The organism is Thalassospira profundimaris (genome assembly GCF_003326675.1).
Classification (GTDB): Bacteria; Pseudomonadota; Alphaproteobacteria; order Rhodospirillales; family Thalassospiraceae; genus Thalassospira; species Thalassospira aquimaris.
The window spans coordinates 382,719-397,615 of record NZ_JPWF01000001.1 but is presented as its reverse complement, the minus strand read 5'-3'; the positions used below and the strand labels follow the sequence as shown (position 1 = coordinate 397,615).

At 54.5% G+C, this 14,897-nt stretch carries 13 protein-coding genes; 8 read left to right on the top strand and 5 right to left on the bottom strand.

Features of this window, described 5'->3' with window-relative positions; translation table 11 throughout:
- The first annotated feature begins 2 nt into the window (after positions 1–2).
- Both TH19_RS01910 and TH19_RS01905 read left to right on the top strand, forming a co-directional pair.
- The gene (locus TH19_RS01910) at positions 3–371 is read left to right on the top strand and encodes a CidA/LrgA family protein (RefSeq protein WP_114100614.1); all 369 of its coding nucleotides are present in this window, start codon (positions 3–5) and stop codon (positions 369–371) included.
- Positions 368–1,093, top strand: coding sequence for an LrgB family protein (locus tag TH19_RS01905; protein WP_114100613.1), 726 nt, complete (start codon positions 368–370; stop codon positions 1,091–1,093). Before TH19_RS01910 ends, TH19_RS01905 begins: the two co-directional genes overlap by 4 nt.
- Positions 1,094–1,138: 45 nt before the next feature.
- Here TH19_RS01905 and TH19_RS01900 read toward each other — a convergent pair whose 3' ends face one another.
- The 3 genes from TH19_RS01900 to TH19_RS01890 all read right to left on the bottom strand — a co-directional run bounded on the left by TH19_RS01900 (position 1,139) and on the right by TH19_RS01890 (position 5,249).
- Positions 1,139–2,842 carry a methyl-accepting chemotaxis protein gene (locus TH19_RS01900; protein WP_114100774.1) on the bottom strand — a complete coding sequence of 568 codons (1,704 nt, stop codon included), beginning with the start codon at positions 2,840–2,842 and terminating at the stop codon, positions 1,139–1,141.
- A gap of 324 nt (positions 2,843–3,166) precedes the next feature.
- Positions 3,167–3,913, bottom strand: a complete 747-nt coding sequence (gene truA / locus TH19_RS01895) for a tRNA pseudouridine(38-40) synthase TruA (protein ID WP_114100612.1) — start codon at positions 3,911–3,913, stop codon at positions 3,167–3,169.
- 115 nt (positions 3,914–4,028) lie between these two features.
- Positions 4,029–5,249 (bottom strand): argininosuccinate synthase, encoded by a 1,221-nt coding sequence (locus TH19_RS01890; RefSeq protein ID WP_114100611.1) that lies wholly within the window; start codon positions 5,247–5,249, stop codon positions 4,029–4,031.
- 299 nt (positions 5,250–5,548) lie between these two features.
- Between TH19_RS01890 and TH19_RS01885 the strand changes: the two genes are divergently transcribed.
- Both TH19_RS01885 and TH19_RS01880 read left to right on the top strand, forming a co-directional pair.
- A complete protein-coding gene (locus TH19_RS01885; RefSeq protein WP_114100610.1) occupies positions 5,549–6,265 on the top strand; it encodes a M48 family metallopeptidase in 717 nt (238 codons plus the stop codon).
- Positions 6,266–6,475: 210 nt separating this feature from the next.
- A complete protein-coding gene (locus TH19_RS01880; protein WP_114100609.1) occupies positions 6,476–7,105 on the top strand; it encodes a LysE family translocator in 630 nt (209 codons plus the stop codon).
- A 143-nt stretch (positions 7,106–7,248) separates the two neighbouring features.
- Here the strand turns inward: TH19_RS01880 and TH19_RS01875 are convergent, their stop codons facing one another.
- Complete coding sequence (locus TH19_RS01875) at positions 7,249–8,154, bottom strand: LysR family transcriptional regulator (RefSeq protein ID WP_114100608.1); 906 nt, start codon at positions 8,152–8,154, stop codon at positions 7,249–7,251.
- Between the two features lie 351 nt (positions 8,155–8,505).
- On the opposite strand from TH19_RS01875, the gene TH19_RS01870 reads away from it, so the two are divergent.
- The 4 genes from TH19_RS01870 to argE are packed head-to-tail and all read left to right on the top strand — an operon-like array spanning position 8,506 to position 12,783.
- Entirely contained in the window at positions 8,506–9,495 is a 990-nt protein-coding gene (locus tag TH19_RS01870) for a Bug family tripartite tricarboxylate transporter substrate binding protein (RefSeq protein ID WP_114100607.1), read from the top strand.
- Between the two features lie 49 nt (positions 9,496–9,544).
- Entirely contained in the window at positions 9,545–10,045 is a 501-nt protein-coding gene (locus tag TH19_RS01865; RefSeq protein ID WP_114100606.1) for a tripartite tricarboxylate transporter TctB family protein, read from the top strand.
- A 36-nt stretch (positions 10,046–10,081) separates the two neighbouring features.
- On the top strand, positions 10,082–11,584 hold the full coding sequence (locus TH19_RS01860; RefSeq protein ID WP_114100605.1) for a tripartite tricarboxylate transporter permease: 1,503 nt from the start codon (positions 10,082–10,084) through the stop codon (positions 11,582–11,584).
- 20 nt (positions 11,585–11,604) lie between these two features.
- Positions 11,605–12,783 carry an acetylornithine deacetylase gene (argE, locus tag TH19_RS01855; protein WP_114100604.1) on the top strand — a complete coding sequence of 393 codons (1,179 nt, stop codon included), beginning with the start codon at positions 11,605–11,607 and terminating at the stop codon, positions 12,781–12,783.
- 250 nt (positions 12,784–13,033) lie between these two features.
- On the opposite strand, the gene TH19_RS01850 is transcribed toward argE, so the two are convergent.
- The gene (locus TH19_RS01850) at positions 13,034–14,818 is read right to left on the bottom strand and encodes an SIR2 family protein (RefSeq protein WP_114100603.1); all 1,785 of its coding nucleotides are present in this window, start codon (positions 14,816–14,818) and stop codon (positions 13,034–13,036) included.
- Positions 14,819–14,897: the final 79 nt, after the last annotated feature.

The window sequence follows — 14,897 nt, the reverse complement described above, 5'->3', positions numbered from 1 at the left end:
CAATGATTGCAGCATTCGCATTGATCCTTGTCTGCCAGCTGTTCGGGGAAGTGGTATCGGAATTGTTCGATCTGCCGGTTCCCGGTCCGGTGATCGGGCTTGTACTTCTATTTTTCGGCCTTCTGATCTCGCGCAAACCGCCCAAGGTTTTGACCGATGCCGCCGACAATCTTCTGATCCATTTTTCATTGCTGTTCGTTCCGGCCGGGGTCGGCGTTGTCACCCAGATTGACCGCCTTAAGGGCGACTGGTTGCCGATTGCAGCCGCCCTGACTGTCTCGACCCTTCTGACCATGGTTTTGACCGCACTTCTGATGTCGAAACTGTTCCCGAAACAGGAAACGGCTGAGAAGGCGGAGGACGCGCAATGAACGAGACCGATATCACCCAGCTTTGGGTTTACCTGTCGACAAAACCGCTGACCGGGCTGACCATCACGCTGGTGGCTTATGCGATTGGCTTCTGGCTTTATCAGAAAAGCAACCGCAACCCGATCTGCAATCCGGTGGTGATTGCGATTGCCCTGATTGCCTTTGTGCTACATCTCACCGGCACGCCCTATGCCGCCTATTTTGAAGGCGCACAGTTCGTTCACTTCCTGTTGGGTCCGGCGACTGTCGCCCTTGCCGTGCCACTGTTCCGTCAGACCGCTACGCTTAAACGTGCCCTGCCCGTTATTGTATTTGGCGTGTTGTTCGGATCGCTGGTTGCCAGTGCCAGCACGGTCATTCTGGCCTGGGCCTTGGGGGCAAGCCCGGAAACCCTGGCATCCCTTGCGCCCAAATCGGTCACAACCCCGGTTGCCATGGGCATTGCCGAAGAAATTGGCGGTGTCCCCGCCCTGACCGCGGTCTGCGTGATTGCCACCGGCATTGTCGGGGCGACACTGGGTCCGATGGTGATGAATATGGCACGCCTTAAAGACTGGCGCGCACGCGGCTTTGCCATGGGGGTTGCTGCACACGGGATTGGAACGGCACGCGCCTTTCAGGTCAATGAAACCGCCGGTGCCTTTTCCGGCCTTGCCATGGGCTTGAACACCATGGCAACCGCCCTGACCATCCCGTTCCTGTGGCACTGGATATTCGGATAAGAAAGCACATCCGGGCGGGAACCAAGCCCGCCCGGATGTTAAAGATCAGCCTGCGCGCAATTGCGACAGGAAGTCCGACACGGTGCCTTGCAGGGTATCGATCTGCTTTGCCAGGGCTGCAACATTGGTATCAAGTTCACCAGCGGCTGCACCGCTGCTTGTTGCCGCTTGATGGATTTCATCGATATTGGCAACGACCTCGGACGATCCGGCAGATGCACTGGTCGCACTGTTGGCGATTTCATTGACTGCCGAGTTCTGTTCGCTGACGGCCGATGAAATACCATTGGCAATCTCGCTGATCGACGAAATCGTCAGGGTGACTTTTTCAATCGCCTCAACCGTGACCTTGGTTTCATCCTGAATGGCACCGACCTGCTGGGCGATGTCATCTGTGGCCTTGGCGGTCTGGTTGGCAAGGTTTTTGACCTCTTGGGCCACCACGGCAAAGCCCTTGCCCGCTTCACCGGCACGGGCGGCTTCAATGGTTGCGTTCAGGGCCAGAAGGTTGGTCTGGGCCGCAATATCATTGATCAGGCTGACCACCTCGCCAATGCGTTCTGCCGCCTCGGCAAGACCGCCGACCATTTCATTGGCCCGCGATGCTTCGCCCACGGCGGTTTCGGCAATTGCCGTTGATTCATGGACCTGTCCGCCAATCGCACTGATTGATGCCGACAGTTCCTCGGTCGCGGCGGCAACGGTTTGCACACTGCGCGCCGAATTATTGGCGGCATCGGAAACCTTCCGGCTTTGCGACACCGAATGATTGGCCGATTCACGCATATGTGCGGTTGATTTCATCATGCCGCCGGTGGCTTCGCGCACCGATGTCACAATACGCCCGATGGATTGTTCCAGTTCGACGGCAAGACGGTTGCGTTGCTCCATACGGCCTTCTTCCGCGCTTTTTTCCGCAGCAAGGCGGGCCTGTTCGGCTTCCTTGATTTTCTCGGCGGTTTCACGCCAGCGCACAAGACCATTGGCAATCGATCCGATTTCATCCTTGCGGTCGGTAAAGGACACATTCTGGGAAAAATCGCGATCCACAAAGCGCGAAATGGTCTGACTAAGAACCGCAAGCGGCCCAAGCTGCCAGCGCAGCAACAAGAACAGCAAACCAGCCGCGGCAAGCGCAACAATCAGGCCCACGATCCCGATACGCAGAGCAATTTCGTCGGAAACAGCAACCACTTCTTCCTTTTTGATCCCGACATACAGGATGCCCAGCACATCACCGCCCGGCGTCATGATCGGGCTATATTGGGTGATATATTCGGTGCCAAGGATAAGTGCCTCACCCCGGAATGTCTTGCCCGCCATGATCGGTTCATAGGCGGCACTGCCTTTGCCAAGCATGGTGCCCACCGCGCGCTGACCATCGGGTTTGATGATGTTGGTCGACACGCGGACAAAGTCCTTTTCTTCCGGGACATAGGCAAAGACCGTGGCGGTTTCGCCGGTTGCCTTGCCAATGCGGTCAATCAGTTCATGCGACGACAAATCAGGAATTTCGGACATGACAAGCTTGGATGTTTCGCCATCCTTGCTGATCGTCATTTTGAAATCGGGATTGGCGTCCTGAAGCAACATTGCCGCAACACGCAGGTTAAGTTTCTGCGACGTGACGCTGTCGGCTGACACTTTCTGATCCACGCGCTGCATGATCAGAACGCCCAGCAAGATTATTCCGCTCATCAGAATGAGCACGGCGGCAAGCGCGACTTTCAGTACCAGACTTTTCGACATGCTTTCTCCCTTTTCACCATCACCGGTAAAATGAGGCCCGCCAGTGAAGGGTTTATCATTCACATTTCACGAAGGTCTTAGCGCCAAGATTAAATCTCTTATAAAGAGAACAACAACATGAATTATCTTTAAGTATAAATAGTTAAACCATTGCATAGCAACATCCCCAAATGAGGATGAAGGGCCCTCAATCCCCCCGTATGACCCGTAATATTGAAACCGATTGCGACGCAGACATGCCAAACGGCGCGACGGTTCCGTCACGCGTCCGGATCACTTCAGGGAAGAATGAAAGGCATCGGGGTAGTTGCCCGGATGATTTGATCAGTAATCGACCTTGACGAAATAAAGCCCGTCTGCCGGTGCCGTCGGACCACCGGCCCGGCGATCACAGGCTTCAAGCGCGGTTTTGACGTCTATCGGTTTCCAGTTGCCCTTGCCGACCAGAACAAGGGTTCCAACCATATTGCGCACCTGATGATGCAGGAAGGACCGGCTTTCGGTATAGACGCGGATATCAAGCGGATCGGTTGTACTGCGGACGATTTCAAGTTTTTCCATCGTCTTGATCGGGCTTTTGGCCTGACATTCAGAAGCCCGGAACGTCGTGAAATCAAACGTCCCGATCAGATGCTGTGCCGCTTCGTTCATCGCATCGATATCAAGGGGCTTGTATATCCCCCAGGCCAGTCCCGCCTCGAAGGTCAGCGGCGCACGGCGATTGATGATGCGATACATGTAGTAGCGCTTCTTCGATGAAAAACGCGCATGGAAGTCTTCGGTGACTTCTTCGCAGTCCTTGATCGCCACCGGATCGGGTTTAAGGTGATGATTGATCGCATTCATCACGGCTTCTGCCGGATAATATTTCGGCAAATCGAAATGCACGACCTGACCAAGCGCATGCACACCCGCATCGGTCCGGCCCGAAACATGGACGCGCACGAACGTACCGGCGAATTTTTCGATGGCGGTCTCGAAGACCTGCTGAACCGAAATCACTTCGTCCTGGAATTGCCAGCCGTGGTACGGGCGGCCGTCATATTCGACGGTACATTTATAGCGCTGCATCACCGATACAATTATCTGAACAAGCCAATCTCACGGCTTTATAGCTGGGCTTTCAAACGAAAACGAGGGGCAATCATGCCCCTCGCCTGTCTTTCCACAATCTCTTGCGGAAAACTTATTTCACGCCGTCGCGGTCGAAACCAAGGCGCAGACGAAGGGCGTTCAGCTTAATGAAGCCTTCTGCATCGCGCTGGTTATAAACGGTGTCAGCTTCGAACGTGACATGCTCTTCAGAGTAGATCGAGTTCGGCGACTTGCGACCGGTGACGGTGACGTTACCTTTGTAAAGGTCAAGGCGGACAACGCCGTTAACCGTACGCTGGGTTTCGTCCATCAGGCGCTGCAGGGCCTGACGTTCCGGCGACCACCAGTAACCGTTATAGATCATCTCGGCATAACGCGGCATCAGCTCGTCTTTGAGGTGACCGGCGTTACGATCAAGGGTGATGCTTTCCATTGCACGGTGTGCAACCGACAGAATGGTGCCGCCCGGGGTTTCGTAAACGCCGCGCGACTTCATGCCGACATAACGGTTTTCGACCAGATCAAGACGACCGATGCCGTTCTTGCCGGCAACTTCGTTCAGTTTGGTCAGAAGGGTTGCCGGGCTCATGCGTTCGCCATTGACCGCAACCGGGTTGCCCTGTTCGAACTCGATCTCGATCGTGGTGATCGCATCGGGTGCGTTCTGCGGGGAAACGGTGCGCTCGAACATGCCTTCGTTCGGCTTGACCCACGGATCTTCCAGTGCCTTGCCTTCATACGAGATGTGCAGAAGGTTCGCATCGGTCGAATAGGGCGGCTCGTCACCACCAAGTTTGTCGGCCGAAATCGGAATCTGGTGTTCACGTGCAAAGTTCAGAAGCGCGGTACGCGAATTCAGTTTCCATTCGCGCCACGGTGCAATGACCTTAACGTTCGGCTTAAGGGCATAGTAACCCAGCTCGAAACGAACCTGGTCGTTGCCTTTGCCGGTTGCGCCGTGGGAAACGGCGTCTGCGCCGACTTCTTCGGCGATTTCGATCTGGCGTTTGGCGATCAGCGGACGTGCGATCGAGGTACCGAGCAGGTAAACGCCTTCATAAAGGGCGTTGGCACGGAACATCGGGAAGACGTAATCGCGAACGAATTCTTCGCGCAGATCTTCGATGAAGATCTGTTTTACGCCGAACATTTCCGCCTTTTTACGGGCCGGTTCCAGCTCTTCACCCTGGCCGAGATCGGCGGTGAAGGTCACGACTTCGCAGTTATATTCTTCGCGAAGCCATTTCAGAATGATGGAGGTATCCAGACCGCCTGAATAGGCAAGGACGACCTTTTTGACCTTATCGCTCATGGGAGTGACGCCTTTCTTCTTCCGATAAAACCCAGGGCGCGGCCGGATTTGGCCATTCATCCCTGTTGGCTATGCAACATTGTCGTTGCGGTCGGCCCCGAATAGTCCGCCAGACTGCTCGACGGATTGTTCGACGGCTCTTTATGCAAAATGTCTCCCGTCTTGCATAAAGAGCCCTAGACCTTGAGCGCGGAGTATAGGAAAACACTACCAGCGGGCAAGACCCAAGATGGGATTGAGGCCAAAAAGGCACAAAAACCCGTAAATTTTCGCCCCGCTTTTGGAAAAAACCGCTCCGAATGCTGAAAGCTGTCGAAGAAACCGAAATCGACCTGCCCAAAATCGGTCCGCTGCCGGTCCGTTTGCGGCCCAGTGCGCGCGCGTCGCGACTCAAATTGCGGATCGATCCGGCCTTTGACGGGGTGGAAATTGTTGTGCCCAACGGGGTATCGCGCAAGACCGCGATTTCGATGCTGCACCAGCATGGCGACTGGGTTACAGCCCATATCCAGCGCCTTCCAGAACGGGTGCAGTTTGTGCCCGGTGCGTGGATTCCGTTCCTTGGCCATGATCATGCCATCCGTGCGGTTCCCGATGCCAAACGCGGCGTCTGGGCAGAATCCGGGGTGATCTGGGTATCGGGCCAGCCGGAATATACCAACCGGCGGGTCACGGACTGGCTCAAGAAACAGGCCAAGCTTGAAATCGCTCCGCGGGCCCATGCCTATGCCGATCAGATCGGCAAGAAAATCACCCGCATATCGCTTAAGGATACCCGTACGCGCTGGGGAAGTTGTTCGTCGAACGGCAATCTGTCTTTTAGCTGGCGACTCGTTCTTGCCCCTGAAGATGTGCTTGATTACGTGGTTGCCCACGAAGTCGCCCACCTTCAGGAACTCAATCATTCCGCGCGTTTCTGGGCCGTGGTCGAAGACCTTTATGGTCCGTCCAAGAAACAGCAACACTGGCTCAAACGCCACGGTTCAGGCCTGCATCGTTATGGCGCGGGCGGCTAGATAACACTGCGCGGGAAGGCAGAAGTGATGTCCGGATAAAGGCTGCAAAAAGCGCCACGCCCGCCAAACCGGCTTCCCGTGACAAACGCACACGACCGTAGGCTTTGACACTGACCAAACCGGCAAGAAATTATCACTGCGACGCCTGAAACAGCCGCCACCCCGAATGCCTTAAACCACCGTAACAGCACAGTTTTTGGAGCCCCACCCATGCTGATCCCGATTGAAACACTGGCGATTTTCATTCCGACCGCGCTGGCACTTAATATGACGCCGGGCAATGACATGCTGTTTTGTCTGGGACAGGGGATCAAGTCAGGGCCAAAGGCCGGGAATGCTGCGAGTCTTGGCATTGCGACGGGTGCGCTGATCCATACTCTGCTCGCCGGTCTTGGTCTGGCAGCACTGGTCGCAGCCCATCCGGTGGCACTTGAAGTCCTGCGCTGGGCGGGGATTGCCTATCTGGTGTGGCTGGCAATTGGCGCATTCCGGTCAAAGGATCAGCAGCTTAGCCCCGCGCAAACCAAGCGTTCCAGCGCCTTGGTGGCTTGGCGTGACGGGATTGTGGTCAATTTGCTGAACCCGAAAATTATCGTTTTCGTGCTGGCCTTCATTCCACAATTTGTCGATGCGTCACGCGGATCGGTGCTGATGCAGTTCCTGATTTTCGGGCTGATCCTGAATATCGGCGGCACGATCATCAATTGCCTGGTCGGAAGTTTCGCCGGGAAGCTTGGGCAGCTGTTTGCCCGCTCCGCCCGGATCGCCCGCGGCTTCCAGATTTTTACCGGCTGCGTGTTTTTGGGACTGGCTGCGAAGCTCGCCTTTGATAAGCGATAATAAATAATCATCCTGATTATTAGTCTGAGCCTAACAATTCATTCTTACCGCTGCGATAGGCAGCATGGAAACCCCGACGACACTGTAAAGAAAAGTTTACACCTGCGTCAAATCGACCAATCAGAATTGGGGTGGCGTCGGCTTTAGACCACGCAACCGGTTTCGCGCAGGCGGGGGAGTTCGGCGCGCAGGAAGGCGAGGAAGCTTTTTTCCACGGCACTGAGTTCGCGGGTGGCGGTAAACAGGGCAACGTCCCATTCGATGGTCGGGGTCAGGGTGCGGGCGACGACCTTGCTGTGATCGACCAGAAGACCGGCAAAGGGATCACTGACCGCGATGCCGACATTACGTTCAACCAGACGCGAGACGGTTCGGATCGTGCGGCCCTCGACCGCGATCTTGCGCGGCCAGCCGGCGATCTGGAAAATATAGTCGATCTTGGTGCGCAACGGCGATCCGATCGACAGTTCGACAAAGTTTTCACCGCGCAGAAGGTCAATATCAATGGTCTCGAATCCGGCCAGCCGGTGATCAACCGGCATCAAACAGACCGCGCGCGATTGCGCAAGCGGGGTGACCAGAACGTTGGGGTCCTGAAGATCAAGGGTGATGCCGATCCCGAGATCACATTGCCGGGTCGAGATCATATCAAGCATGCCTTCAAGCCCGGTATCGGTGATGCTGATCGAGACATTAGGGTGGGCTTTTTTGAACTTGGCCACCACATCAATCAGATAGGTATCAACATAGATCGGCTGGGCCGCGATACGGATTGCGCCCAACTGGTCGTTGGCAATGGCGCGGGCCTGGGTTTCGACTTCGCGAAAGGCGTTGAGCGAACGCAACACCGTGGCGTGGAATTGCTGGGCCTCGGAGGTCGCGGTCAACTGGTTGCGTTTGCGGTTAAACAGCTCGAACCCGACGGATTTTTCAAAATTGTTGAGCAACCGGCTGACCATCGGCTGACTGATATTCATCGCCTGGGCCGCCTTGGTGACAGAACCATAGGTCATAAAGGCATTGAAGCTTTCAAGTTCGCGCAGGTTCATAATTCAGGTTCCGATCATCGCGCATAACCGCCCAAAACGGCCGTTCTGGATGCAAATGGCATCCGGTTAAGCATCTGAGAGCAGGCAATTTTGCCCCAAACCGTCGCAGAACAAACAGCCCTGCCCGTCCTGGAATACCCGCCCGAAACCGCCGGTTCGGGCCATGCATGAGCATTTCCGGGTTCTTGAAACGACGCGGTGTTTGGCGGCATTCCGTACTCAGTATGTAAATTAGTTATACTGAAATTAATTTTTTGCGTCACCAGTTATAGTTTGTCTATGGATAATGGATACAAAAAGAAAAGACCGAGCTTTGGCAATCCTGCCACCACCAAACAGGGAGACATGTAAATGTTTCGACAGCTCAAAAAAGCAGCCGGCCTAGCCGCCGCCATCCTTGCGACGACCACCATGATTTCGACTGCCCAGGCTGATGCCTATCCTGAAAAAGCCATCACCCTTGTTGTACCTTATGGTGCCGGTGGTGCATCGGATCTTGCCGGCCGTGCGCTTGCAGAAACCGCACGCAACTACACCGGCGGCCAGCCGGTTGTTGTCGTTAACAAAACCGGTAACGGCGGCATGAGCGGTGCGAAATTCGTCACCGAACAGAAGCCTGATGGTTATACCCTGCTGCTGTCGCGCGTTGGCATGGCCCTGTATCCGGCAGTTTACAATGACAGCCCGGTTGGCTGGGACGATTACACCTTCCTGGGTATTCTCGAATCCACCCCGATGATTCTGGCTGTAAACGCCAATTCCGACATCAAGACCATTGATGACCTGATTGCCAAAATCAAGGACAGCAACGGCGCAACCACCTATGCCGCATCCGGCCCCACCGCGATTGACGGCTTCTCTGTTCAGGCCCTGCTGTCTGACGTTGATCTTGATCCGCTGACCGCTTCCACCCTCGTGCCATACAAAGGCGGCTCTGCTTTGGCCGCTGCTCTGCTTGGCGGTCACGTTGATTTCCTCGCTATTGCTGCCGGTTCGCTGATGCCCCATATCGAAGCCGGTAAAATGCGCCCGCTGATGGTTTACTCGCCGAAGCGTATGGCTGCCCTTCCGGACGTCCCGACTGCCAAAGAACTGGGTTATGCCCAGGCTGGTCAGGTTGGCGGCTGGAGCGGCCTGTATGCACCGAAAGGTCTTTCGGACGAGGTTGTCGCGAAATGGACCGAAATCCTTGGCAGCGTTTCGACCGACGCACAGTGGCTTGATCTTGCTGCAAAACGCGGCTCGACCTCGGTCATCGGTGACGAAGATCCGTCCGCATACGTTAAAAGCCAGTTCGAGCTTTACAACGGTATGGCCAAGAAATTTGGTTACATCCAGTAAGACGTTTTCGAACGTTTTTTGATCCAAAACTTTAATGCGAGACGGAACCATGAACCAAAATCGCGATTTCTATGCAGGGCTGGTCGGAACACTGTTCTTTGCCATCATCCTGTTCATCCTGATCCCGATCTATGTGAAGGTTCCGTCTTTCATTCCCGGCTTTGCCCCGCCGCCTGACATGTGGCCGCGCGTTGTCGCGATCATCGGCCTTGTGATGGGTATTACGGCAGTTGGTCTGGCATTCCCGAAAATGCGCGAAGCCAGCCGCAACCAGGTCACAAGCCTTGGCAGCCGGATTTGCAGCCACAAGACCCTGATCATCCGTTTTGTGGGTGTGGTTGCTGTTTTTGCCGCCTTTGTGTTTGGCATGCCATTCGTCGGCTTTGTTCCGGCAACCATCCTGTTGCTGGCCGTGCTGTTCATGATGACCGGCAATTTCGAACGCAAGTTCTGGATGATCGGCCTGTCCGTCATCTTCCCGGTTCTGCTTTATCTTCTGTTTACCGAAGTCACCCATACGCCCTTCCCCGAAGGTTCGCTGTTTTTCTGACCTCGTAACCCTGATCTGATCGAAAGTCCCATCGTTATGTGGAATGAATTACTTTATGCGTTTGACGCAGTCGCGACCCTGCCGAACTTTCTGGCAATGTTTGCCGGGATTTGGGCCGGTGTGATTATCGGTGCCATCCCGGGTATGACCGGTACGATGGCTGTGACACTGGCGCTGCCCTTTACCTTCTATCTGCCGCCGGTCACCAGTATTCTTCTTCTGGTCGCGCTTTATAAAGGTTCGACCTATGGCGGTTCGATTTCCGCCATTCTGATCAAAACGCCGGGCACCGCATCGGCGGCCTGTACGGTTCTTGACGGCTATCCGCTGGCCCGTGCCGGCAAGGGTGGCAAGGCGCTGAACATGGCGCTGATTTCAAGCTGTATTGGCGATTTCATTTCCAATATCTCGCTGTTCTTCCTCGCCATTCCGCTTGCTGCATTCGCGCTGCGCATTGGCCCGCCGGAATTCTTCATGCTGATGGCCTTTTCGCTGACGATTGTCGCGAGTATTTCCGGCCGTTCGCTTGTTCTCGGGATTCTTTCCGCCTGCTTTGGCCTTTTGCTGGCAACTGTTGGCGAAGATATTTACGGCTCCTACCGTTTTGCCCTGTCCGAAGACATGAAGTCGGGTCTTGGCATGGTGCCGGTTCTGATCGGTCTGTTTGCCCTGCCTGAACTGATCAAGATAATCGTGTTCCGTCCGGAAGATAACACGCAGGCCCTTAAGCTTGGTGATAACCGCCTGACCCTTTCGGAATTCCGCGGATCGTTGAAATCGATCTGTCGCGGGTCGCTGATCGGGGTCATTCTTGGCGCGATCCCCGGCATCGGTCCGTCAACAGCCGCGTTCTTTTCCTATAGCGAGGCACGCCGCACTTCGAAAAACGGCGACAAGTTCGGCGAAGGTGAACTTGAAGGTGTTGCGGCATCTGAATCGGCCAATAACGGCGCATGCGGCGCAACCATGATCCCGTTGATGGCGCTGGGTGTTCCCGGTGACGTGATCACCGGTGTGATGCTGGGTGCCTTCATGATCCATGGCCTGACCCCCGGCCCGCTTCTGTTCCAGAACAATATCGGCGAAGTTTACGCGCTGTTTATCGGCATTCTGTTCAGCTCGGTCTTCCTGTTTATCGCAGGCAAGATCACGGCAAATGCCTTTACCAAAATCTCGCGCATTCCGCAGACCCTGCTTTTGCCCTGCATTCTGATCCTGTGCGTCTATGGCATCTATTCGATTGGTGCCAGCCCGTTTGACGTCACGGTTCTGCTGGTGATGGGTGTGGTCGGCTTTATCATGATGCTGCTTAACATTCCGGCTGCACCCTTCCTGATCGCCTTTATCCTTGGCCCGATGTTTGAAGACAATATGCGTCGCTCGCTTGCCATTTCGCGCGGTGACCTTGGCGTCTTCTTCCAGTCATGGATTTCCTGGGGCTTCTTTATCCTGACTGTTTTGTTCGTCACTTTGACCATTCGTCGTGAATGGAAGAAATGGCGCGAAAAGCGTGCTGCGGCCACCGCGTCCGCTTCCTGATCCGAGAAACGAGAAGTACAATGTCCAAAACCAATATGTCCCGCCTCCATAGTGCCATTGATATGCTTGGCAAGCTGGTTGCGTTCGACACCACGAGCAAAAACTCGAATCTCGGTCTGATCCATTTTGTCCGCGATTATCTGGCGGAATATGGCATTGAATCGACCCTGTTCCATGATGAAACGGGCGAGAAAGCCAACCTGCTTGCGACCATCGGCCCCAAAGGGGTTCCGGGTATTGCCCTTTCGGGTCATACCGATGTTGTCCCCGCCCTTGAGACCACCTGGGTCAGCCCGGCATTCGAGCTGACCGAGCGTGACGGCAAGCTGTTCGGGCGCGGTGCGGCCGACATGAAGGGCTTTTCGGCCTGTGTGCTGGCGCTGATCCCCGATCTGGTCAAACGCGACCTGACCATGCCGTTCCATCTTTGCCTGTCCTATGACGAGGAAGTTGGCTGTATCGGCGTTGGTTCGATGGTTGATCATCTCGCCGCCATGGATACCCCGCCGCGTCTGGCCGTGATTGGCGAGCCGACCGACATGAAGGTCATCAATGGCCAGAAGGGCAAATATTCGATGCGTGTGGGCGTTACCGGCACCGCCGGGCACAGCTCGTTTGCGCCGAACCATGTCAATGCCATCGAATATGCGACCCGTGCGATCAACCTGATTGCCGAGAAGGCCCGCCATTTCGAAGAAAACGGCCCGTTTGACGAAGATTTCACCGTTCCGCACAGCACCATGCTGACCACAACGATTGGCGGCGGCACGGCAACCAACGTCACCCCGGATTATTGTGAATTCACCTTTGAAATTCGCCATCTGCCCGAACATGATGCCGAAGCGGTAATTGCCGAAATTCGCGATACCGTCATGGCGACACTGGATGCGGAAATGAAGGCAAAGGCACCCGAAACCGGATTTAGCTGGGAAAAGATCTTTTCCTATCCGGGTATGGGCGATTGCACCGACGCACCGGCATTCGAGCTTGTCCGCAACATCATCCCGGACGTATCGGGCAAGGTGTCCTACGGTTCCGAAGGCGGCGTATTTGAGAAACAGGGCAATATCCCGTCGATCATTTGCGGCCCGGGCAGCATCAAGCAGGCGCATACGCCCAACGAATTTATCGAGATTTCGCAGCTCGAGGAATGTCTTGAATTCCTTGAAGCGCTCACCGATCAGGCAGTTGCTGCCTGATACACTCACCGCGGCGCTGCGTCACCCTCAGCGCCAATCGGCTGCTATATGCGAGCTGTCCACTCCAGCTTAGCGTCGCGAACCGACAGGTGAGAACTCCCTGGCCACATCTCTCCCCAAGGGGTGTGGCTGCGGGTTGGGGCCAATGCCAAACATGGCGGTCCTGACCCAATGCAAACCAAACTTAAGACCGGTTCGCGCAAGCGATACCGGTCTTTTTTTGTATCTGCCTAGATCGGCGCTCCTAGCGCTACCACCAACGCGAACTTCCCACGTAGCGTTTGAAATTTTCTACAAAAAGCTCAAGGTAACGTCGGCTATTTCTTGCAAAACCAGCATTGAGCAAGGCAACAATCGTCTCATCCAACTGTAAATCATTAATCAATGTCATAGCTGAATCGTCATGGTAGACAGCCCTACCAATGGGCATTCCGGCAAATACGGCATCAGGTTTACTGACAATTGCCTTTTCCATATCTTCTTCACTGTACCGCTCAAAATATGCCAAGGTCGCGAGTGTTTCGAATCTATCGAACGTTAGATTGAACTCCGACGACACACCAATGAAGCTGGATTTCCATACAGACAAAACATCAAAGAGATGGTCACTGAGGGGACATCTGCGGTTTTCAAATCCCTCCAACTGTTTCCAAACATCTTCTCTCGGCTCTCCCCATGCCTGCAAGAACAGCGTTGAAACTAAGTTTTCGGTCTTGCCATATTCCCGTGATAAAGGAGCATCAAGAAGAGCATGGAGGCTACTCCATCTTTGAGAACGTGTTAGAGCAACCGCATAGGCAGTAAACACCAATACCGCTGGATAAGCAGACAAACCGATCCACACACGACTACCACTTCTGATATTTACTGCTCGACGATGTAACCCACCGATAATATCTAAAGCTAATGGCAGTTCGCTACCATCACCCCATCTTCCCAACACACCAACCATACGTGCTAAAGGCTCTGTTAGCGCTTCGTATAGTGCTACGCGAAACCGGAATTGTTCTGGATCATACCGCCCCTGTGGAGAGAGCTGGTCGTCTCTTAGTTGAATGAGAAGTCGTTCAAATTCTTGTGTAAACAACTCATCCAACTGAATTCTATACTCTGACTTAGCCAGATAGCGTTTAGCACTACTTACCAGTAATTCGACGCTTAGTGGATTTTGCCGCTGACTTTGTTCAAGCGTCTCCACACGTTGTTGCAGCGACCGGAAAAATTCGTCCGCACCATTGACAGCAACAGTCTTGGCATCTCGGTGTTCAGCAAGTTCCGTTGCACCGCCACCCAGCTTACCGCGGGCAGCCCAATAAACCGGATAACGTCTGTTTGGCGCACGCAAGAAGGCGGCACGCAGCGCATGGTCCCATTCACCAGACCAACCGCATATGATCAGTCCGTGTTCGTCAAAAATCCGATCCAGTAACTTATTGTATGAATCCGGGTAAGAACTGAGTTCCTGATCGGTGTTCAGAATACGGCTGTCCTTGTAGTCGCCGTGTAATTTCAAAAGGTAGCAACGACTGTGAGTTAATGGCTCCGCACCTGCCAAGGCATCGGCAGAGGATACAACCGTGGGCTCAATCCCTTGTTCCCGGAGAGCATTTTCCATAAGCCGGTCAAAGTTGGTAGTAATGATGACCCGGATATGACCAGACCGAACCAAACTTGCGATTGCGTGATGAGCTTCTGTCGGAATTTTACGCCCTTCTTCGCGATCGTCTTCGTCTGGCTCAATATAGCGATGCAGGATTGCCCGTCGTTCAGCAGGTGAAGTTGCGATCTCTTCAAGCAATGTAGAGTAGTTTGGTTCTTGTCCTGTTTCGTCCCGATACCATTTTGTCCAATCTGACTGATCTTCCACCCCTTTGGTCAAGGCGACACGCCTAACCAGATCGAGAGTAATCTCCCAGCCCGTAGGAATTTCTGCCGAACGCGATAGCCCTGATCCGAGTAAGACAGCAAACACGCCCTTGTTTTCATAAACGGAAAAAGCAAGCTGGGTCGTCGGATCATTTCGAAGAAGTGTCACTGGGTATCTCTCCCCCTAGGCTTGGTGCCGATAACGGCGGGCCATAATGAAATGACCCGCCATTTTTCAATACATATTC